The sequence below is a fragment of the Streptomyces sp. NPDC006691 genome (genome assembly GCF_042869955.1).
Lineage (GTDB): Bacteria > Actinomycetota > Actinomycetes > Streptomycetales > Streptomycetaceae > Streptomyces.
Genome location: NZ_JBIAGW010000010.1, coordinates 231,170 through 249,700, shown reverse-complemented (window position 1 = coordinate 249,700; position 18,531 = coordinate 231,170). Strand labels below are relative to the sequence as shown.

Here is an 18,531-nt window from a genome sequence, read left to right as displayed (position 1 = left end):
AACCCAGCGTAACTCGGCGCCGTTTCTTCAGTTGCTCCGGGCATGGCCCTCACCGTCCCGCAGCCCCGCGCATCCCTGGATGGCTCGCTCGCGCAGTGGTACGAGCGCGGGCTCGGCTGGGCCGTCTCCGCCGGGCCTCCGGCCCAGCTGCTCACCGGGCTGCGCTTCGACGTTCTGGAACTCCCGGCGAGCGCCGGCTTCGCCCTCCTGGAGCGGTACGCGCAGACCGGTCCCGTCGCTCTGGCGGGGGGCCGGATGCGGCTGCTCGTGGCGGCCGGCAGCGCGGACGAGCTGCCGGGGCTGCTCGACTGGCTGGAGTGGGGCGGGGTCGCCCTGGATCTGCGCGCCCTCGGCGCGGGGGGCCGCATGACCGCCCCGGTGCCGCCGGGCTGGGCCGGCTCGCGGGGGGCCGCCGTGTGGCTGCGACCCCCCGAGCCCGGGTGCGAGATCGAGGCGCGGTTGCCCTCGTTCACCGGATTCACTCAGTGCGGTGGTGCCGGTGACGGGGACGCTTCCGATGCCTCCCGGGCCGCGCGGGGCGGCCACGCCGCGGGCCTCAGCCTCGTGAGGCTGGTGGCCGCGGCGGCGACGGAATGCCACCGGGCCCGGTTGTTTCACGCGAAATCCCCAGGTGGAACGGGGAACGCGGGAACTCAGCCGTTCTGCTTCTCGTAGGCCTCACGGATTTCGGCCGGGACGCGGCCGCGGTCGTTCACGTTGTAGCCCTGCTCCTTGGCCCACTTGCGGATCTCGGCCGTGTTCTGGTTGCCGGTGCCGAGCAGCGCGCCACGGGCCTTGCCGCGACCGCCCGCCGCGCGGCCACCGGTGCGCCGGCCGCTCTTGACGTACGGCTCAAGGAGACCCCGGAGCTTGTCCGCGTTGGCCGTGGTGAGGTCGATCTCGAAGCTCTTCCCGTCAAGAGCGAACGTCACGGTCTCGTCAGCCTCGCCACCGTCGAGGTCATCGACAAGAAGGACCTGAACCTTCTGTGCCACCGGATTTCCTTTCATCGAAAATGCAGTACGCGGAAAGGAAACCGCTTTTGACTGGAAAACACAAACCCCCGGGAGAGGTTCAGGATCCTTGCTCCGCGGGAAACGTACGCGATTCGGACATAGGGTTCCGACAGCTTCCCGCCGCTTCCCCGATCACAGGTGCAGAAGCATCCGGGTGTTGCCCAAGGTGTTCGGCTTCACTCGTTCGAGACCGAGGAACTCGGCGACGCCCTCGTCATAGGAGCGCAGCAGCTCGCTGTAGACATCTGTGTCGACGGTATCGACGGGAGTCTCGCCGATCTCGGTGAACCCGTGCTTCGCGAAGAACGCCACTTCGAAGGTGAGGCAGAAAACCCGTCGCACTCCGAGCCAGCGGGCGGTCTGGAGCAGCTTGGTGAGCACCAGATGTCCGATGCCGGAACCCTGGAACTCGGGATCCACGGCAAGAGTTCGCACTTCGGCGAGGTCTTCCCACATCACGTGCAGTGCCCCGCAGCCGATCACCCGGGCGTCCGAGTCGCGTTCCGCGACCCAGAACTCCTGGATGGACTCGTAAAGCGTGACCGTTGCTTTGTCGAGCAGGATCCCGCCTCCGACGTACGCGTCGAGAAGGCTTCGCACGGCCGGTACATCGCCGGTCCTGGCCCGGCGGACGGTGACCGCATTCGCGGCGGGATAAGACATGCCTGGACGCTATCGCCCCGCTTCGGGTCCGGGCGCATCGCCCTCTTCGGATCCCTGTTCGGGTTCGCGGTCCCGTTCGGGTTCGCGGTCCCGTTCGGGTTCGCGGTCCCGTTCGGGTTCCGGCTCCTGCACCATGCGGACGGCATCGCGCAGTGCTTCGCGCTCCTCGGGGGACATCATGCCGAAGAAGGCGACGAGTGCGGCCGCCCGGTTGTCGCTCTGGGACCAGGCTTCGTTCATCAGTGCTGCGGCGTAGGCGGCCCGCGTGGAGACCGCGGTATATCGATAGGCCCGCCCGTCCACTTCCCGGCGGACCCAGCCCTTCTGATGGAGATTGTCCATTACGGTCATGACCGTGGTGTACGCGATGGACCGTTCCTGCTGAAGGTCTTCGAGGACTTCCCGGACGGTCACCGGGCGGTTCCACTGCCAGACCCGGGTCATGACGGCGTCTTCCAGCTCTCCCAATTGACGGGGCACAACTGCACCATAGTGGGAGATGTCGCGAATGGCTGCTTATTTGCAGTTAGCGCGCAGCAAAAAGGGCGCACGTGGGGAAATACCCCGTGCGCCCCCGCTGTACGTACCCCTCCGGACCGCGTGCGGTCAGGGTGAGGCGGGCTTCTGCTGTGCGGCCTCGGCGCGGGCGAGCGCGCTGTCCACGGCCGCGTCCTCCTTGCCCTTGTTGGGGCCGCCCTGGCTCTTCACGATCGTCACGACGAGCGCGATGAAGAAGATGGCCATCACCACGGGGGGCAGAAGCGCGGAAACGTAGTCCATACCGACAGGGTAGCGAGGGACGCCCGGCGGGTCGGGGCCGGGTGGGCCGCGACCCGCCGGGCGTCCCTCAGCCCGCTCGCCGTTCCTCGGCCGGGGGCTCGGGTCGGCGGCGCGGCGGGAAGACCTCGGAGGGCTTGGGTACGGGCCGCTCGGGCGCGGGCGCCGGGCGGGCCGGGGTGCCCGGCGCGGGCTCGGCCGCCTTGTCGCCGCCGGCCGCGCCCCCGCCGACCAGGGTCAGGAGCCTGCCGCGCCGGTCGGGCGCCGCGACCGCGCGGCCCGCCAGGCGGGCCCGCACCGAACGCTCGGCGATCCGCCGGCAGCGCTCCAGGAGGGCTTCGCACACCGGGTCCGAGCGCAGCGCCCGCAGCGCGGCCAGGTCGTCGGGCCCGGGCTCGTAGCCTGCCGCCAGGGCGTCCTGGAGCAGCTCGGTGTATCCGGGCAGCGAGCCGGGGAGCGCGTCACGGTAGCGGTCGAGGTCGGCGAGCAGGAAGGCGCGCAGCCGCTCCCCCTCGCGGACGGCCTCGTCCACGGAGTCGGCCAGACGCAGGCAGTCCCGGATGTCCTCATCCTGGACGGCGCTGGGGTGGAGGGCGATGGCGAGGGCGCGTCGGAGCACACGCAGCTCGTCCGCACCGAACGCCATGCCGCCGCGGGATCCGTATGGCGTGGGCATGCGGCGACGATACGTCCTAAAGGGACAAAATCCGCTTAACATGCCGATGCCGGGCGCGTTGACGGGCCCCGCGGGGCCCGCGCGCCCGGCACCGGCCGGGGACCTCGGGAGCCAGGGGACTCAGGAGCGCGGCACGTTGCGCTCGTACACCAGGCGCAGGCCGATCAGGGTCAGCCACGGCTCGTGCTCGTCGATCTCCTCGGCCTCGCCGAGGACCGTGGGGGCCAGGCCGCCGGTCGCGATCACCGTCACGTCGTCCGGGTCGCCGTCGGGGCCGACCAGCTCGCGCTTCATGCGCCGCACGACGCCGTCGACCTGGCCCGCGAACCCGTACACGATGCCGGCCTGCATCGCCTCGACGGTGTTCTTGCCGATCACCGAGCGGGGCCGGGCCACCTCGATCTTGTGGAGCTGGGCGCCCCTGAGGCCGAGCGCGTCGACGGAGATCTCGATGCCGGGGGCGATGACACCGCCGACGTACTCGCCGCGCGCACTGACCGCGTCGAACGTCGTGCCCGTACCGAAGTCGACGACGATCGCCGGGCCGCCGTACAGCTCGACGGCGGCGACCGAGTTGACGATGCGGTCGGCGCCGACCTCCTTGGGGTGGTCGGTCAGGACCGGCACGCCCGTCTTGATGCCCGGCTCCACCAGGACCGCGGGGACGTCGCCGTAATAGCGGCGGGTCACCTCGCGCAGCTCGTGCAGGACCGAGGGGACGGTCGCGCAGATCGCGATGCCCTCGATGCCGTCGCCGAGTTCCGCGCCGAGCAGCGGGTGGGTGCCCATCAGGCCGTTGAGCAGCACGGCCAGCTCGTCCGCGGTGCGGCGGGCGTCGGTGGAGATCCGCCAGTGCTCGACGACCTCCTCGCCGTCGAACAGGCCGAGGACGGTGTGGGTGTTGCCGACGTCGATGGTGAGCAGCATCAGGCCGAGCCCTCTCGGCCGGCCTCGCGCAGGTCGAGACCGATGTCCAGGATCGGCGAGGAGTGCGTGAGGGCGCCCACCGCCAGGTAGTCGACGCCCGTCGCCGCGTACTCGGCGGCGTTCGCCAGGGTGAGGCGGCCCGAGGATTCGAGCATCGCGCGGCCCCCGACCAGGGCGACCGCCTCGGCCGTCTCGGCGGGCGTGAAGTTGTCGAGCAGGATCAGGTCGGCCCCGGCGTACAGGACTTCGGCGACCTGGTCCAGGGTGTCGGCCTCGACCTCGACGGCGAGGTCCGGGAAGCGGTCCCGTACGGCCTTGAAGGCCTCGGCCACCCCGCCGGCCGCGACCACGTGGTTGTCCTTGACCAGCGCCGCGTCCGACAGGGACATGCGGTGGTTGGCGCCGCCGCCGCAGCGCACCGCGTACTTCTCCAGGGCGCGCAGGCCCGGGGTGGTCTTGCGGGTGTCGCGGACCTGCGCCTTGGTGCCCTCCAGGGCGTCGGCCCAGGCGCGGGTGGCGGTCGCGATGCCGGAGAGGCGGCACAGCAGGTTGAGCGCGCTGCGCTCGCCGGTCAGCAGGTCACGGGTGCGGGTGGTGACGCTGAGCAGCTTCTGGCCCGCGGCCACCCGGTCGCCGTCGGCGACGTGCCGCTCGACCTCGAACTCCTCGGTGCACACGATGGACAGGATCGCCTCGGCGACCCGCAGGCCCGCGACCGTACCGGCCTCGCGGGCGGTGAAGTCGCCGGTGGCGACGGCGTCCTGGGGGACGGTGGCCGCCGATGTGACGTCGAAGCCGCCGTCCAGGTCCTCCTCGATGGCGAGGTGGGCGATGTCCTCGACCTGGACGGGGTCGAGGCCGGACTCGGCGAGCAGCGCGGCGAGTGCGGGGTCGAGCCCGCACTCGTACACTTCCTCGCCGCCGCAGCCGCAGTCGTCACCGCAGCCGCCGCCCTGGACGGGCGCACCGATCTGGATCAGGGGGACGTCCACCGGCTGGGGACGGAGTTCCTCGGGCGTGCTCACGGTTACGGCTCCAGGGGGGTGGCTGCGACGGTCGGGGGGAAGGTGGCGCTGGTGGTGGGGCGGATGTCCAGGGACCGCCCGGGGGTGACGCGGGCGACGAGGTGGCGGCGCCAGGCCGCGTCGTCGCGGTCCGGCCGGTCCGCGCGCCAGTGGCAGCCGCGGGTCTCCTCGCGCGCGGCCGCCGCGGCGACCAGGGCCCGGGCGACCAGCAGCAGGTTGGTGGTCTCCCAGGCCTCGACGCCCGGCACGGCGGCCTTGCGCTCGTCGGCGTGGATCGCCTCCAGGCGCTCGGCGGCCTCGGCGAGGCTCTCGGCGGAGCGCAGCACCCCGGCGCCGTTGGTCATGATCCGCTGGATCTGGATCCGGGTCGCCGGGTCGAGCAGCGGTACGGGGCCGTCGTGCGGATCCGCGTCGACTTCCGCCCCTGGTACGGGAGTCGGCGGGAGCACGGCCGGGTTCTCCGCGATGTCCGCCGCGATGTTCTCGGCGAAGACCAGGCCCTCCAGGAGGGAGTTGGAGGCGAGCCGGTTGGCACCGTGCACTCCGGTGCAGGCGACCTCACCGCACGCGTACAGGCCCGGCACGGTGGTGCGGCCGCGCAGGTCGGTGCGGACGCCGCCGGAGGCGTGGTGCGCGGCCGGGGCGACCGGGATCGGCTCGGTCACCGGGTCGATGCCGTGCGAGCGGCAGGCGGCCAGGACCGTCGGGAAGCGCTGCTCCCACATCTCGGCGCCGAAGTGCCGGGCGTCCAGGTACATGTGCTCGGCGCCCTGCGCCTGCATCTGGCGCGTGATGGCCTTGGCGACGATGTCGCGCGGGGCGAGCTCGGCCAGCTCGTGCTGCCCGAGCATGAAGCGGGTGCCGGCCGCGTCCACCAGGTGGGCGCCCTCGCCGCGTACGGCCTCCGAGACCAGCGGCTGCTGGCCCTCCGACTCGGCGCCGAGGAAGAGGACCGTGGGGTGGAACTGGACGAATTCGAGGTCGGAGATCTCGGCGCCGGCCCGCAGCGCGAGGGCCACCCCGTCGCCGGTGGCCACGGACGGGTTGGTGGTCGCCGAGAACACCTGGCCCATGCCGCCGGTCGCGAGGACGACCGCGGGGGCGTGGACCGCGCCGACGCCGTCGTGCTGGCCCTCGCCCATGACGTGCAGGGTGATGCCCGCGGTACGGCCGTGCTCGTCCTTGAGGAGGTCGAGGACCAGGGCGTTCTCGATGGTGCGCACCGCCTGGTCGCGGACCGCCTCGACGAGCGCCCGGGAGATCTCGGCGCCCGTGGCGTCGCCGCCCGCGTGCGCGATGCGCCGGCGGTGGTGGCCGCCCTCGCGGGTCAGGGAGATCGCGCCCGAGTCGTCGGTGTCGAAGTGGGCGCCGGTGGCGATCAACCGCCGTACCGCGTCCGGGCCTTCGGTGACCAGGAGCCGCACCGCGTCCTCGTCGCACAGGCCCGCGCCGGCCACCAGCGTGTCGTCCAGGTGCCGCTCGGGGGAGTCGCCCTCGCCGAGGGCGGCCGCTATGCCGCCCTGGGCCCAGCGCGTGGAGCCGTCGTCCAGGCGGGCCTTGGTGACGACGACCGTGGCCAGACCGGCCGCGGTGCAGCGCAGCGCGGCGGTCAGGCCCGCGACGCCGGAGCCGACGACCACGACGTCCGCGTCGATGGCCCAGCCGGCGGCGGGGGCGTCGAGCCGTATTCCGGTACGGGTCATTGCGGTGCTCCAAACGTGAGCGGGATGTTGTCGATGAGGCGGGTGGTGCCGACGCGGGCGGCGACCGCGAGGATCGCCGTGCCGTCGAATCCCTCGGGGGCCTCCCGGCCGTGTCCTGCCGGGGGACGACTCCCGGACCCGTCCTCGCCGGTGTGGCCGATCTCCCGGAACGTCGCCGGGTCGACGAGCGCCAAGTAGTCGACCGCGACCGGGGGTTCGGCCTTCGCGGCGGCGTCGAGCACGCCCTGGGCGACGGCCTTGATGGCGGCGGGCGACGGCCCGGCCGCGGCGACCGCGTGCGCGTCGGCGGCGGCGCGGGCCTCGCCGATCGCGGTGAGCGCGTCGGCCCGGCCGGCGGCCGCGCCCCCGGCGCTGGCCCGCGCGTGCAGGGCGTGCTCCGCGGCCAGCCGGTCACGGGCCGCGAACAGAGCGCGCGACAGGGCGCGGGCCGCGGTCCGTTCGGCCGGGGCGAGGTAGCGGTTGCGGCTGGACAGGGCGAGCCCGTCGTCCTCGCGGACCGTCGGCACGCCGACGACCTCGACCGGGAAGTTCAGATCGCGCACCATGCGCCGGATCAGCGCCAGTTGCTGGGCGTCCTTCTGCCCGTACAGGGCGACATCGGGCGCGCTGAGGTGGAGCAGCTTGGCGACGACGGTGAGCATGCCGTCGAAGTGGCCGGGCCGGGCCGCGCCTTCGAGGAGCTCGCCCATGGGGCCCGCGGTGACGCGCACCTGGGGCTCGCCGCCGGGGTAGACCTCGTCCACGGAGGGCGCGAACACCGCGTCGGCGCCCGCCCGTTCGGCGATCGCGCGGTCCGCGTCCAGGGTGCGGGGATAGCGGTCCAGGTCCTCGCCCGCGCCGAACTGGAGCGGGTTGACGAAGACGGTCACCACGACCTGCCCGTCGGGTCCCGCCAGCTCACGGGCGGTGCGGATCAAGGTGGCGTGGCCCTCGTGCAGCGCGCCCATCGTCATCACGACGGCACGGCGGCCGGTGTGCTCCAGGGCCGCGAGCTCCGCGGCCGTACGCACCAGGGCGGTCATCGTTCGTCTCCCTCGGCGAGCACCCCGAGCAGGTCCTCGGCGAGCTCGGGCTTGAGCAGACCGTGCGCGAGCGCCCGGTCCGCGGTCGTACGGGCCATCGCGAGGTATCCGGCGACCGTGCCCGGCGCGTGCTTGCGCAGCTCGGCCACGTGGGCGGCGACCGTGCCCGCGTCGCCGCGCGCGACCGGGCCGGTCAGGGCCGCGTCGCCCGAGCGCAGGGCGTTGTCGAGGGCCGCGCCGAGCAGCGGGCCGAGCATCCGGTCGGGGTGGGCGACACCGGCCCGTTCGAGCAGCTCCATCGACTGGGCGACCAGCGTGACCAGGTGGTTCGCACCGAGCGCGAGGGCCGCGTGGTAGAGCGGGCGGTCGCCCTCCGCGATCCACTCGGGCTCGCCGCCCATCTCGATGACCAGGGCCTCCGCGGCGAGCCGCAGCTCCTCGGGGGCGGTCACGCCGAACGAGCAGCCCGCCAGGCGCTGGACGTCCACGGCCGTACCGGTGAACGTCATCGCCGGGTGCAGGGCGAGCGGCAGCGCGCCGGCCCGCCTGGCCGGGTCGAGGACGGCCGTGCCGTACCGCCCGGAGGTGTGCACCAGGAGCTGGCCCGGGCGGATCGCGCCCGTCTCGGCGAGACCCTCCACCAGGCCCGGCAGCGCGTCGTCGGGCACGGTCAGAAGGACGAGCTCGGCGCGCGCGAAGACCTCGGCCGGCGGCACCAGCGGCACGTCGGGCAGCAGGGCGGCGGCCCTGCGCACCGAGGCGTCGGAGACGCCGGAGACCGCGACCGGGCGGTGTCCGGCCAGCTGGAGCGCGGCGGCGAGGGCGGGGCCGACCCGGCCCGCGCCGACGACGCCCACGGCGAGGCGGGCGGGTCGGTCCGCCGGGCTGTGTTCGTGGCGGTGCTCTGATGGTGCGTTCACGCGGTGGGGGCCTTCCGTTCCAGTCCGCGAGGGGTACCGGACGCCGAACCAAATCAAACGGCCCGCTCATGCTACGCCCCGGCCCCGGAAACCCCTTTGGTTGTCCACAGGGTGTGGGCGATCATCGCCCCATGCCAGACACCGAGCCGAATCCCCGCCCCGACTCCTCCGCCCCGGCCCCGGGAGCGGCACCGGACAAGACCCCGGCGACCCCGGGAGCAACACCGGAGGAAACCCCGGAGGAGACTCCGGAACAGGGCCACCAGCGGCGCCTGGCCGTCTTCAGGAGCGCCGGGCGGACCCTGGCGCACCACACGGTCGACCACACCCTGGCCGAGCGCCTGACGGCCCTCCTCGCGGACGGCGCCGAGGTCTACGACCTGGACGCGTTCGCCGACCTCTACGGCGACGGCGCGGTGGCCGAGCTGGAGCGCCGCACCGCCGAGGAGCTCGGCTTCCCGGCCGCCGCCTTCTTCCCCACCGGCACGATGGCCCAGCAGGTCGCGCTGCGCTGCTGGGCCGCGCGCACCGGCGACACGACGGTCGCCCTGCATCCGCTCGCCCACCCCGAGGTGCACGAGCGCCAGGCCTTCGGACAGCTCAGCGGCCTGCGCACGGTCCACCCGACCCACGAGCCCCGGCTGCCGAGCGCGGCGGAGGTGCGCGACTTCGAGGAGCCGTTCGGCACGCTGATGCTGGAGCTTCCGCTGCGCGACGCGGGCTATGTGCTGCCGACCTGGGACGAGCTGACCGCCATGGTGGAGGCGGCCCGCGAGCGGGACGCGGTGGTGCACTTCGACGGGGCCAGGCTGTGGGAAACCACCGCCCACTTCGGCCGCCCGCTGCGCGAGATCGCGGGCCTCGCGGACAGCGTGTACGTGTCCTTCTACAAGACCCTGGGCGGCCTCTCGGGGGCGGTCCTCGCGGGCCCGGAGTCACTGATCGCGCAGGCCCGCGCCTGGCGCCACCGCTACGGCGGCCAGCTCTTCCAGCAGTTCCCCGCCGCCCTGTCCGGCCTGCTCGGACTGCGCCGCGAACTGCCCGAGCTGCCGTCGTACGTGGCCCATGCCAAGGTCGTGGCAGGTGCGATCGCGGCGGGCCTGGCCGAGGCGGGCGTCCCGTGGTTCCGGGTGCACCCCGAGCCGCCGCACACCCACCAGTTCCAGGTGTGGCTGCCCTACGACGCCGAGGTGCTCAGCGCCGCGGCCCTCCGGCAGGCCGAGGCGGGCACGTGCCTGTTCCGGCGCTGGTTCACGAGCCCCTCGGGCCCGGCGGGCCTCGCCCTCACCGAGGTCACCGTGAACGCGCCGGGCCTCGCGTGGACCGCCGAGGACGTACGGGCCGCGGTGGCCGACTTCGTACGGCTGCTGCCGTAGCCCGCTCCCGCCGTGGGCTCACGGGCAGGCGGGCGGGCGGCGGCTGTGCCGCGGGGCGATCAGGTGGGCCAGGGCCGCGCGCAGTCTGCCGGTGGCGAGGCGGCCCGCCAGGACCGCCTCGAAGCGCCGGTAGTCGCGCATCCCGCGCACGGTCACCACGTCGTGGGTCCCCGGCACCGGCGGCGCGGGCTCGCCGAGGCGGGCCGCGCGGTATCTGTCGATCATGTGCTGCTGCATCGCGTCCATGTATCCACGGTGAGCCCGTGCGGGCGCCGCGTCGCGCCGATTGACGAGTCGCGTCAAATGGCGCCCTGACCAGCGCCGTCGATTGACCGAGACCGTCAATCGACGGCCGCTCCGCCGGTGCGCCGGTGCACCATGGGCGCATGAGCGTGACCATCGACATCACGGGCCTGCCGCCCGAGCGCATCGGCTTCGCGATCTCCCCGCTCGCGGAGCTGGGCCTCGCCCTGCACGCGCTCTCGGAGCCGGGTCACCACCCGGGCCTGCACGGCTGGGCGACGGCCACTGCGGCGGCCCTCAAGCCGGACCTCGCGGACCGGCTGCACGAGGCCGAGTTCCTGTGGCGCAACACCTTCTCCGACGTGTTCATGCCGTTCGCCGGCATACCCGGTCACGACGGCACCCCCGGCGCCACGCTCACCGAGGACCTCGATCTGCTCGACCGGCTCACCGACGAGCGGTTCACCTCCGCCGCCCTGGAGTTCACCTGCTCCAGCCTGTACGGGGTCAAGACGCCCTCCCCGCTGCACGATCCGGCGATGCGGATGCGGGCCCTGGAGATGGCGGCGACGCGCGGCCCGCGGCAAGTGGAGTTCACCCAGCGCCTGTTGGACGATCCCGCGTCCGTACGGGCCTGGCTTCGACGCCTCCTGGAGGACTGCGAGCAGGCCTTCTTCGCGGACACCTGGCAGCGGGTCCGGGTCCAACTGGCCGCCGACGCACGGCACAAGGCGGAACTGCTGCGCCGCAAGGGCCTCGACGAGGCGATCGGATCGGTCTCGGCCGCGCTCAGCGTCGACCAGGGCGGCACCCGGATCAGCATCGACAAGCTGACCGAGGGCCGCACGATCGCCACCGACCCGGAGCCCGGCGCGGGGCTCACCTTCGTGCCCACCTCGTTCGGCTGGCCGCATCTGATGGTGCTGCACGCACCGGGCTGGCGGCCGGTGATCCACTATCCGGTGCACGGCCCCGAACTGCCCTCACCCGCCTCGGTGGAGACGCTCAAGCTGCGGATGGAGGCGCTGGCCCACCCGATGCGGATGCGCCTGTGCCGCAACCTCGCCCGCTCCCCGTACACCACGAGCGAGCTCGCCGACGCGCACGGGATCACCGCTCCGGAGGTCTCCCGCCACCTGGCCCTCCTGAAGAAGGCCGGGCTCATCACCACCCGCCGGCGCGGCCGGTACGTACTGCACCAGCTGGACCTGACGGTGGTGGCCCGGCTCGGCAGCGACTTCCTGGAGGGCGTGCTGCGCTGAGCCTGCGGGCGCGCGTCCCGGGCCGGGCGGCCGGGTCAGCCGGCGCCGCCCGCCCGCACCAGGCCGGTCTCGTACGCCAGGACCACCACCTGGACCCGGTCGCGCAGCTCCAGCTTGGTCAGGATGCGGCCCACGTGGGTCTTCACGGTGGCCTCCGACAGGACGAGGCGGGCCGCGATCTCGCCGTTGGACAGGCCCTGCGCGACCAGCAGCATGACCTCCCGCTCGCGCTCGGTCAGCCGCTCCAGTTGCTTGTGCTCGGGCTCCTTGCCGCTGGTGGGGAGCATCGGGGCGAACCGGTCGAGCAGCCGCCGGGTCGTCGAGGGCGCGACCACCGCGTCGCCGCTGTGGACCGAGCGGATCGCGGCCAGCAGTTCGCCCGGCGGCACGTCCTTCAGCATGAAGCCGCTGGCCCCGGCCTTCAGGCCGGAGAAGGCGTACTCGTCCAGGTCGAAGGTGGTCAGGATCAGCACCTTCGGCGGGTTCGGCGCCCCGCAGATGCGCCGGGTGGCCTCCACTCCGTCCAGCCTCGGCATGCGCACGTCCATCAGGACCACGTCGACGGCGGTCGCGCGCAGGATGTCGATCGCCTCCGCGCCGTCGCCCGCCTCCGCGACGACCTCCATGTCCGGCTGGGCGGCGAGCACCATCCGGAAGCCGGTGCGCAGCAGCACCTGGTCGTCGACGAGCATCACGCGGATCGTCATCGTTCCCTCTCCATCACGCCGTACAAGGTCCGGCACACGAACACGTACCGGAAATCAGTGGGCCGGCTTGAGCGGCAGCAGGGCGCTGATGCGGAAGCCGCCGCCGGGGCGCGGCCCCGCGTCAAGGGTGCCCCCGACCATGCCGATCCGCTCCCGCATGCCGATCAGGCCGTGGCCCCGGCCGTCCGCGCCGCCGTCCTCGTACATCTCGTGGGCGGCGCCGCGGCCGTCGTCCTCGACGAGGAGGCCGAGGCCGTCGTCGAAGTACACGAGCCGCACGCTCGCCCCCGCGTCCGGACCGCCGTGCTTGCGCGTGTTGGTGAGGGCTTCCTGCACGATGCGGTACGCCGTCAGCTCGACGCCGCTGGGCAGCGGGCGCGGAGTGCCCTCGACCTTGAAGTCGACGGTGAGACCCGCCCCCCGGACCGTCTCCACCAGGTCCTCGATCTGCTGGACGTCGGGCTGCGGGACGTACTCCCCCGCCTCCTGGTGCTCGCCGGTGCGCAGCACCCCGAGCAGCCGGCGCATCTCGGCCAGCGCCTGACGGCCCGTCATCGAGATGGTCTCCAGGGCCGTCTTCGCCTGGTCCGGCGAGGTGTCCATGACATAGGCGGCGCCGTCGGCCTGGACCACCATCACCGAGACGTTGTGCGCCACCACGTCGTGCAGCTCTCGGGCGATCCGGGCCCGCTCGGCGGCGACCGCCACCTTCGCCTGCGCCTCGCGCTCCCGCTCCAGGCGCGAGGCCCGCTCCTCCAGCTGCGCGAAGTACGCCTTGCGGGTGCGCATCGAGTCGCCGAGCACCCAGGCGAGCACGAACGGGACCGTCATGATGACGACGAAGAAGACCTTGTCCTGCCCGCTGTTCCCCGCCCCCGCCTCCGCCCAGCGCACCTGGGCGAGCGGAGCCGCGAACAACCCGCCGATCAACGCCACCCGCGAGGCCCAGCGCTCGCCCACGGAGGCCGCGGTGTAGACGAGAACCAGCATCGCGAAGTCCTCGATCCGCGGCTGGACGTCCAGCGCCAGCTGCGCCAGGCCCACGGCGATGACGAGCAGCAGCATCCGCTCGGGCATCCGGCGGCGCAGCGCCACGGCCACGCCCATCCCGAGCGAGACCAGGACCTGGAGGCTCCAGGCCGGCTGCTGCGCGTTGTGCGGCCCCGACAGGATCTGCAGGCAGGAGAACCCGAACAGGACGACGGCCCAGAAGGCGTCGACCCCGGTCGGGTTCCTGCGGATGAAGTCGTAGAGGCGCTGCACGTAACCCAGCGTAGGGAAAGCGGACAGGCGCAGGGGTCAACCGCCGGGGCGATCCTGATCCCGGCGGCGTACTCCGCAAGGTGGAGACTTGGGCGCGTGACGGATGAGACGTGTCAGCACTCCGGCGACGACAACCGGCCGGGGCCGGCGGATCCGCCGGGGCGGGGCGCGCTCCTCGGGTGGCGTGCGGCCACCGAGCGGGCGCTGTACGGGGACGGCGGGTTCTATCTGCGGCCCGAGGGGCCGGCCGGGCATTTCCGCACGTCGGTGCATGCCTCGCCGCTCTTCGCGGGGGCGGTCGCCCGCCTCCTGACCGAGGTCGCGGCCGGGCTCGGGCCCGGGCCCTTCGACCTCGTGGACGTCGGCGCCGGGCGCGGGGAACTGCTCACCGGGGTGCTCGCCGCGCTCCCGGCGGACTTTCCGGTCCGGGCGTACGCCGTCGAGCGCGCGGCCCGCCCCGCCGGGCTCGACGAGCGGATCGTCTGGCGGGATTCGGTGCCGCGGGGCATCCGGGGGCTGCTCTTCGCGAACGAGTGGCTCGACAACGTGCCGGTGGAGGTGGCCGAGGTCGACGCGGCGGGGGTTGCCCGGCTCGTCCTCGTCGGGCCCGACGGCACCGAGACCCTGGGCGCGCCGGTGTCGGGCGCGGACGCGGAGTGGCTCGCGCGGTGGTGGCCGCTGAGCGAGCCGGGGGCCCGGGCCGAGATCGGCCGGCCGCGCGACGCGGCGTGGGCGGCCGCGGTCGGCTCGCTCTCGGCGGGCCTCGCGGTGGCGGTGGACTACGCGCACGAGCGAGGTGCCCGGCCGCCCTTCGGAACCCTGGCCGGATTCCGGGACGGGCGCGAGGTGGTGCCGGTGCCGGACGGATCCTGCGACATCACCGCGCATGTGGCCCTCGACGCGTGCGCGCTGCCCGGCGCGGAGCTGCTCCCCCAGCGCGAGGCCCTGGCCCGCCTCGGGGTCTCGGGGGCCCGGCCCCCCTTGGCCCTGGCGTCCTCGGACCCGGCGGCGTACGTCCGCGCGCTGGCGGCCGCGGGGGCGGCGGCCGAGCTCACCGCGCGGGGTGCCCTCGGCGACTTCCTCTGGCTACTCCAGCCCCAACCCCCTGGGGCTCTGCCCCAGACCCCGGGAGTCGCCCCGCCCCGCCCCTTCCCGCAACCCTCCGGGGGGTTGAAGCGACCTGGGGGCTCCGCCCCCAGACCCCCGGTCGCGCCTTGAGGGCGCTCGTCCTCAACCGCCGGACGGGCTGTAGGTGCCCCAGCACCGAGGCCTTTAGGGGCGCGGGGAACAGGCCGAAGACGCCGGCGCCGACCAGCACCAGCACCGCCAGGGGCGCGAGGAACTGCGCGACCAGCCACGCGCGGTGGACGGACGAAAACGGGGTTGGGGGCGCGGGGAACTGCGCGACCTCCCGCGTGCGGCGCGAGCGCGGGACCGTGCCGGGGCCCGGGTGGCAGGGGGGTCGGGGGCCCCGGGGGATACTGGCCAGCATGACGGAGACGACGGTCGGGATCGGGGGCGGGGCGGAGAGCACCGACATGGTGCTCAACATCGGCCCCCAGCACCCCTCCACCCACGGAGTGCTACGCCTCAAGCTCGTGCTCGACGGCGAACGCATTCAACAGGCCGAGCCGGTCATCGGCTACATGCACCGCGGCGCGGAAAAACTCTTCGAGGCCCGCGACTACCGCCAGATCGTGATGCTGGCCAACCGCCACGACTGGCTCTCCGCGTTCTCCAACGAGCTCGGCGTCGTCATGGCCGTCGAGCGGATGCTCGGCATGGAGGTGCCCGAGCGCGCCGTCTGGACCCGCACCCTGCTCGCAGAGCTGAACCGCGTCCTCAACCACCTGATGTTCCTCGGCTCGTACCCGCTGGAGCTCGGCGGCATCACCCCCGTCTTCCACGCCTTCCGCGAGCGCGAGGAACTCCAGGCCGTGATGGAGGAGGTCTCCGGCGGCCGCATGCACTACATGTTCAACCGGGTCGGCGGCCTCAAGGAGGACCTGCCGCTCGGCTGGCTCGGCCGGGTCCGGCACGCCGTCGCCTCGGTCCGCTCGCGCATGGACGTGTACGACGGCCTCGTCCTCGGCAACGAGATCTTCCGGGCCCGCACCCGGAACGTCGGCGTCCTGTCCGCCGAGGCCGTGCACGCGTACGGCGTGAGCGGCCCGATCGCCCGTGCCTCCGGCGTCGACTTCGACCTGCGGCGCGACGAGCCCTACCTGGCGTACGGGGAGCTCCAGGACACCCTGAAGGTCGTCACCCGCACCGAGGGCGACTGCCTCGCCCGCTTCGAGTGCCTCCTGGAACAGACCCACAACGCGCTCGACCTCGCCGACGCCTGCCTCGACAGGATGGCCGGCCTCGCGCCAGGACCGATCAACCAGCGGCTGCCCAAGGTCCTCAAGGCGCCCGAGGGCCACACCTACGCCTGGACCGAGAACCCCCTTGGCGTGAACGGCTACTACCTGGTCAGCAAGGGCGAGAAGACCCCGTACCGGCTGAAGCTGCGCTCGGCCTCGTTCAACAACATCCAGGCGCTCGCCGTACTGCTGCCCGGGACCCTGGTCGCCGACATGGTCGCGATCCTGGGGTCGCTGTTCTTCGTCGTCGGCGACATCGACAAGTAGCGCGCCGCCCCGGTCGGTTCGGGGCGGCGGCAACCTGTGCGTGCTACGAGATCGCGGTCCTCAGTACCGCCACGTCCAGCTGTTCCGTCTCGTCGTGGGCGGTCAGGTCGATGACCTCGCCGACCACCTTGTCGGGGCCCTGGTGCGCCCGGTTCGCGAGGACCTCCTCACCCACCACATCGGCGAGGTCCTCGTCCTGGACGGCCTCGATCGCGGCCGCCTTGTGGTCCACGTCCGCGGCCGCGACCGGCTCCGGGCCGCCCGCGCCGCCCGTGCCGCTCGTGCCGCTCGTGCCGAAGAAGTCGAAGCTTCCCTCCGGGCGAACAGCCCGGCGCGCGAGGTGGGGGACCACCGCGGCGGCGACCGGTGCGGGGGCCGCGGGCAGTTCGGCGTGGCGGGGCTTGGCGGTGAGGGCGGCCGACGGGCGGGTGTGCTCCCCGCTGCCGAGGGCCGCCGCGGGCTTCCCCTGCGGCTCCTCCGCCTCCCTGGCCTCGCGTATGCGCGACGCCTCGGCCTCGGCTCGCGCCTTCGCCTGGCGTTCGGCGCTGAGCGAGAGGGACTCCAGTGCGCGGGCGGCCGCGAGGTAGGAGGCCGGCGTCGGCGTACTGCCCGACGCCGTAAGGGCCTTGGGCCCGGCGGACTCCAGCGCCAGCTGACGCCGGCCCTCCAGGGCGCTGGCCCGCTCGGTCTCCGCGTTGGCGTAGCGCCGCAGCAGCGCCGCGTGTTCGCCGCGCAGCCCGGCCAGCTCCATGCGCTTGGTGCGGAGCTTGGCGTCGAGGCGGCCGCGCAGCTCGCGCGACTCCTCCAACTCCGTCTCCAGCTCGGCGATCCGCTCCTCGGTGCGCCACTGGTCGGCGGCGCGCGAGCGGGTCAGCTCGGCGACCCGGCGGCCCGCCGCCCGGTCCCAGGCGCGCATGAGCACCGAGCCGGTGACACAGGCCGCCGCGGCGGCCGCGGCCAGGGCCCGGAGCGCCGTTGGCTGATCGAAGAGCCAGGCGCCGCCGGCGCACAGGACGGAGACGCCTGCGACGGCCGACGGCTGAAGAAGCCGGTGCAGCGGAGGGGAATGACGGTGGCGTCCACGTGGCATGGCCTGAAATTTACCGTGCGTAGCCCGCCCGTGGACCCCCACCCGTCAATCTGTTCCCCTGTAGTTACTCCGACCGCCCCATTCGGCTACTTCTTGATCAGTCCCTTGGACTGGAGATACGCCTTGGCGACATCGGCCGGCTTGGCGCGCTCGGCGTCGACCTTGCGGTTGAGATCCACGAGATCGTCCGTCGTCAGCGCCTTGGTCAGCTTGCCGAGCGCATCGGCTATCTCCTGGCCGCCCGCGTCCTTCGCATTGACGACCGGCAGCACGTTGTCCGCGTTCTGCAACTTCTTGTCGTCCTGGAGCAGGACGAGGCCGTAGGTGTCCAGCGTCGCGTCGGTGGTGGTGGTCAGCACCAGCTGGTCCACCCCGTCCTTGACGGCCTGCTTGGCCTGCGGGGTGCCGACGCCCTTGGGGTCGATGCCGGTCACGTCGATGCCGTACTTGGACGTGAGGCCCGGCGCGCAGAATGGCCGGACCTTGCACTCGTCACCGGCGGCGATCTTCACCTCGGCTTTCGAAGTCCCCAGGTCGGAAAGGGTCTTGAGGTTGTTCTTGGCGGCGAATTCCTTCGTCACCGCGAACGCGTTCTGATCCACCGCCGCACCGGCCGGCAGAACCTTCAGTCCGCGCGGCCCGGCCAGCTTGGACAGTTCGGCGACGGTGGCCGTCACATCGCTGGACGCGATCGGCTTCGCGTTGGCGCCGTTGGCCTTGGCATTGAGGAATTCGGTGAGCGTCGCCGCGTATTCCGGGACGACGTCGATCTCGCCCTTCTCCAGGGCCGGCTCGTACAGTTCACGGTTCTTCACGGTGGTGACCGAGGTCGAGTACCCGGCGTCCGCGAGGACCTGCGAGTACAGCTCGGCGAGTACCGCGGACTCGGTGAAGCCGGCCGCGCCGATCACCAGCGAGCCCTTCTTCCCCCCGCCCGTACTGCTGGAGCCGCCGGAGGCGCTCGAACTGCTCTTGTCCTTGCTCTTTTCCAGGCTGTCGCCGCCGCACGCGGCGAGCGTGCCGGCCAGGGCCAGCGTGCCGAGCACCGCACCGGTCGTGCGCAGGATCTTGCTCATGAGGGTTTCACCGTCCAGGAGATGTCACGAAATCAGATGTCACGAAATCAAGGGAGCCGCGGGGTCACGAGGTGTGGGGGCGAGAGGAGAACAGGCGGTGCGGCGAGCACGACAGGAAGTCACGGCAGGAG

The 18,531-nt window shown here is 73.0% G+C and carries 20 protein-coding genes; 5 read left to right on the top strand and 15 right to left on the bottom strand.

Annotated features, from left to right (window positions below; translation table 11 throughout):
• The first annotated feature begins 42 nt into the window (after positions 1-42).
• A complete protein-coding gene (locus tag ACFYNP_RS23085; protein ID WP_388787718.1) occupies positions 43-675 on the top strand; it encodes an SCO3374 family protein in 633 nt (210 codons plus the stop codon).
• On the opposite strand, the gene ACFYNP_RS23080 is transcribed toward ACFYNP_RS23085, so the two are convergent.
• The 10 genes from ACFYNP_RS23080 to ACFYNP_RS23035 all read right to left on the bottom strand — a co-directional run bounded on the left by ACFYNP_RS23080 (position 654) and on the right by ACFYNP_RS23035 (position 8,750).
• Complete coding sequence (locus ACFYNP_RS23080) at positions 654-995, bottom strand: Lsr2 family protein (protein ID WP_053729112.1); 342 nt, start codon at positions 993-995, stop codon at positions 654-656. The two genes, ACFYNP_RS23085 and ACFYNP_RS23080, sit on opposite strands and share 22 nt — an antisense overlap.
• Positions 996-1,148: 153 nt before the next feature.
• Complete coding sequence (locus ACFYNP_RS23075) at positions 1,149-1,679, bottom strand: amino-acid N-acetyltransferase (RefSeq protein WP_388420315.1); 531 nt, start codon at positions 1,677-1,679, stop codon at positions 1,149-1,151.
• Positions 1,680-1,688: 9 nt separating this feature from the next.
• The gene (locus ACFYNP_RS23070) at positions 1,689-2,159 is read right to left on the bottom strand and encodes a BlaI/MecI/CopY family transcriptional regulator (RefSeq protein WP_388420314.1); all 471 of its coding nucleotides are present in this window, start codon (positions 2,157-2,159) and stop codon (positions 1,689-1,691) included.
• 126 nt (positions 2,160-2,285) lie between these two features.
• Entirely contained in the window at positions 2,286-2,459 is a 174-nt protein-coding gene (locus ACFYNP_RS23065) for a hypothetical protein (RefSeq protein WP_190028658.1), read from the bottom strand.
• A gap of 67 nt (positions 2,460-2,526) precedes the next feature.
• On the bottom strand, positions 2,527-3,102 hold the full coding sequence (locus tag ACFYNP_RS23060) for a hypothetical protein (RefSeq protein ID WP_388787785.1): 576 nt from the start codon (positions 3,100-3,102) through the stop codon (positions 2,527-2,529).
• A 150-nt stretch (positions 3,103-3,252) separates the two neighbouring features.
• Positions 3,253-4,059, bottom strand: coding sequence for a type III pantothenate kinase (locus ACFYNP_RS23055; RefSeq protein WP_388787716.1), 807 nt, complete (start codon positions 4,057-4,059; stop codon positions 3,253-3,255).
• Positions 4,059-5,084, bottom strand: a complete 1,026-nt coding sequence (gene nadC, locus ACFYNP_RS23050) for a carboxylating nicotinate-nucleotide diphosphorylase (protein ID WP_388787713.1) — start codon at positions 5,082-5,084, stop codon at positions 4,059-4,061. Before nadC ends, ACFYNP_RS23055 begins: the two co-directional genes overlap by 1 nt.
• Positions 5,085-5,086: 2 nt before the next feature.
• Positions 5,087-6,787, bottom strand: coding sequence for an L-aspartate oxidase (locus ACFYNP_RS23045; RefSeq protein ID WP_388787710.1), 1,701 nt, complete (start codon positions 6,785-6,787; stop codon positions 5,087-5,089).
• Positions 6,784-7,830 carry a pantoate--beta-alanine ligase gene (panC, locus tag ACFYNP_RS23040; protein ID WP_388787708.1) on the bottom strand — a complete coding sequence of 349 codons (1,047 nt, stop codon included), beginning with the start codon at positions 7,828-7,830 and terminating at the stop codon, positions 6,784-6,786. The genes ACFYNP_RS23045 and panC overlap by 4 nt, the downstream gene beginning before the upstream one ends.
• On the bottom strand, positions 7,827-8,750 hold the full coding sequence (locus ACFYNP_RS23035) for a Rossmann-like and DUF2520 domain-containing protein (RefSeq protein ID WP_388787705.1): 924 nt from the start codon (positions 8,748-8,750) through the stop codon (positions 7,827-7,829). Before ACFYNP_RS23035 ends, panC begins: the two co-directional genes overlap by 4 nt.
• A gap of 131 nt (positions 8,751-8,881) precedes the next feature.
• On the opposite strand from ACFYNP_RS23035, the gene ACFYNP_RS23030 reads away from it, so the two are divergent.
• On the top strand, positions 8,882-10,126 hold the full coding sequence (locus tag ACFYNP_RS23030) for a threonine aldolase family protein (protein ID WP_388787701.1): 1,245 nt from the start codon (positions 8,882-8,884) through the stop codon (positions 10,124-10,126).
• 18 nt (positions 10,127-10,144) lie between these two features.
• Here the strand turns inward: ACFYNP_RS23030 and ACFYNP_RS23025 are convergent, their stop codons facing one another.
• A complete protein-coding gene (locus ACFYNP_RS23025) occupies positions 10,145-10,372 on the bottom strand; it encodes a hypothetical protein (RefSeq protein WP_388787698.1) in 228 nt (75 codons plus the stop codon).
• Positions 10,373-10,518: 146 nt separating this feature from the next.
• Here ACFYNP_RS23025 and ACFYNP_RS23020 point away from each other — a divergent pair, with 146 nt between their 5' ends.
• On the top strand, positions 10,519-11,631 hold the full coding sequence (locus ACFYNP_RS23020) for a DUF5937 family protein (RefSeq protein WP_388420341.1): 1,113 nt from the start codon (positions 10,519-10,521) through the stop codon (positions 11,629-11,631).
• 35 nt (positions 11,632-11,666) lie between these two features.
• On the opposite strand, the gene ACFYNP_RS23015 is transcribed toward ACFYNP_RS23020, so the two are convergent.
• Entirely contained in the window at positions 11,667-12,338 is a 672-nt protein-coding gene (locus ACFYNP_RS23015; RefSeq protein ID WP_388420307.1) for a response regulator, read from the bottom strand.
• 54 nt (positions 12,339-12,392) lie between these two features.
• A complete protein-coding gene (locus ACFYNP_RS23010) occupies positions 12,393-13,601 on the bottom strand; it encodes a sensor histidine kinase (protein WP_388787695.1) in 1,209 nt (402 codons plus the stop codon).
• A 204-nt stretch (positions 13,602-13,805) separates the two neighbouring features.
• On the opposite strand from ACFYNP_RS23010, the gene ACFYNP_RS23005 reads away from it, so the two are divergent.
• Both ACFYNP_RS23005 and ACFYNP_RS23000 read left to right on the top strand, forming a co-directional pair.
• On the top strand, positions 13,806-14,819 hold the full coding sequence (locus tag ACFYNP_RS23005) for an SAM-dependent methyltransferase (RefSeq protein WP_388787781.1): 1,014 nt from the start codon (positions 13,806-13,808) through the stop codon (positions 14,817-14,819).
• Between the two features lie 272 nt (positions 14,820-15,091).
• Positions 15,092-16,234 carry an NADH-quinone oxidoreductase subunit D gene (locus tag ACFYNP_RS23000; RefSeq protein ID WP_388787692.1) on the top strand — a complete coding sequence of 381 codons (1,143 nt, stop codon included), beginning with the start codon at positions 15,092-15,094 and terminating at the stop codon, positions 16,232-16,234.
• A 43-nt stretch (positions 16,235-16,277) separates the two neighbouring features.
• On the opposite strand, the gene ACFYNP_RS22995 is transcribed toward ACFYNP_RS23000, so the two are convergent.
• Together ACFYNP_RS22995 and ACFYNP_RS22990 are read right to left on the bottom strand one after the other, a co-directional pair.
• Positions 16,278-17,324 carry a hypothetical protein gene (locus tag ACFYNP_RS22995; RefSeq protein ID WP_388787689.1) on the bottom strand — a complete coding sequence of 349 codons (1,047 nt, stop codon included), beginning with the start codon at positions 17,322-17,324 and terminating at the stop codon, positions 16,278-16,280.
• A gap of 86 nt (positions 17,325-17,410) precedes the next feature.
• The gene (locus tag ACFYNP_RS22990) at positions 17,411-18,400 is read right to left on the bottom strand and encodes an ABC transporter substrate-binding protein (RefSeq protein WP_388787687.1); all 990 of its coding nucleotides are present in this window, start codon (positions 18,398-18,400) and stop codon (positions 17,411-17,413) included.
• Positions 18,401-18,531 lie beyond the last annotated feature (131 nt).

Excerpts from the sequence above, each read along its gene's own strand:
- ACFYNP_RS23075 (WP_388420315.1), bottom strand. The coding sequence starts at position 1,679 with ATGTCTTATCCCGCCGCGAATGCGGTCACCGTCCGCCGGGCCAGGACC.
- ACFYNP_RS23085 (WP_388787718.1), top strand. The coding sequence starts at position 43 with ATGGCCCTCACCGTCCCGCAGCCCCGCGCATCCCTGGATGGCTCGCTC.
- ACFYNP_RS23055 (WP_388787716.1), bottom strand. The coding sequence starts at position 4,059 with ATGCTGCTCACCATCGACGTCGGCAACACCCACACCGTCCTCGGCCTG.
- panC (WP_388787708.1), bottom strand. The coding sequence starts at position 7,830 with ATGACCGCCCTGGTGCGTACGGCCGCGGAGCTCGCGGCCCTGGAGCAC.
- ACFYNP_RS22995 (WP_388787689.1), bottom strand. The coding sequence starts at position 17,324 with ATGCCACGTGGACGCCACCGTCATTCCCCTCCGCTGCACCGGCTTCTT.
- ACFYNP_RS23045 (WP_388787710.1), bottom strand. The coding sequence starts at position 6,787 with ATGACCCGTACCGGAATACGGCTCGACGCCCCCGCCGCCGGCTGGGCC.
- ACFYNP_RS23065 (WP_190028658.1), bottom strand. The coding sequence starts at position 2,459 with ATGGACTACGTTTCCGCGCTTCTGCCCCCCGTGGTGATGGCCATCTTC.
- ACFYNP_RS22990 (WP_388787687.1), bottom strand. The coding sequence starts at position 18,400 with ATGAGCAAGATCCTGCGCACGACCGGTGCGGTGCTCGGCACGCTGGCC.
- ACFYNP_RS23025 (WP_388787698.1), bottom strand. The coding sequence starts at position 10,372 with ATGGACGCGATGCAGCAGCACATGATCGACAGATACCGCGCGGCCCGC.
- ACFYNP_RS23060 (WP_388787785.1), bottom strand. The coding sequence starts at position 3,102 with ATGGCGTTCGGTGCGGACGAGCTGCGTGTGCTCCGACGCGCCCTCGCC.
- ACFYNP_RS23030 (WP_388787701.1), top strand. The coding sequence starts at position 8,882 with ATGCCAGACACCGAGCCGAATCCCCGCCCCGACTCCTCCGCCCCGGCC.
- ACFYNP_RS23000 (WP_388787692.1), top strand. The coding sequence starts at position 15,092 with ATGACGGAGACGACGGTCGGGATCGGGGGCGGGGCGGAGAGCACCGAC.
- ACFYNP_RS23015 (WP_388420307.1), bottom strand. The coding sequence starts at position 12,338 with ATGACGATCCGCGTGATGCTCGTCGACGACCAGGTGCTGCTGCGCACC.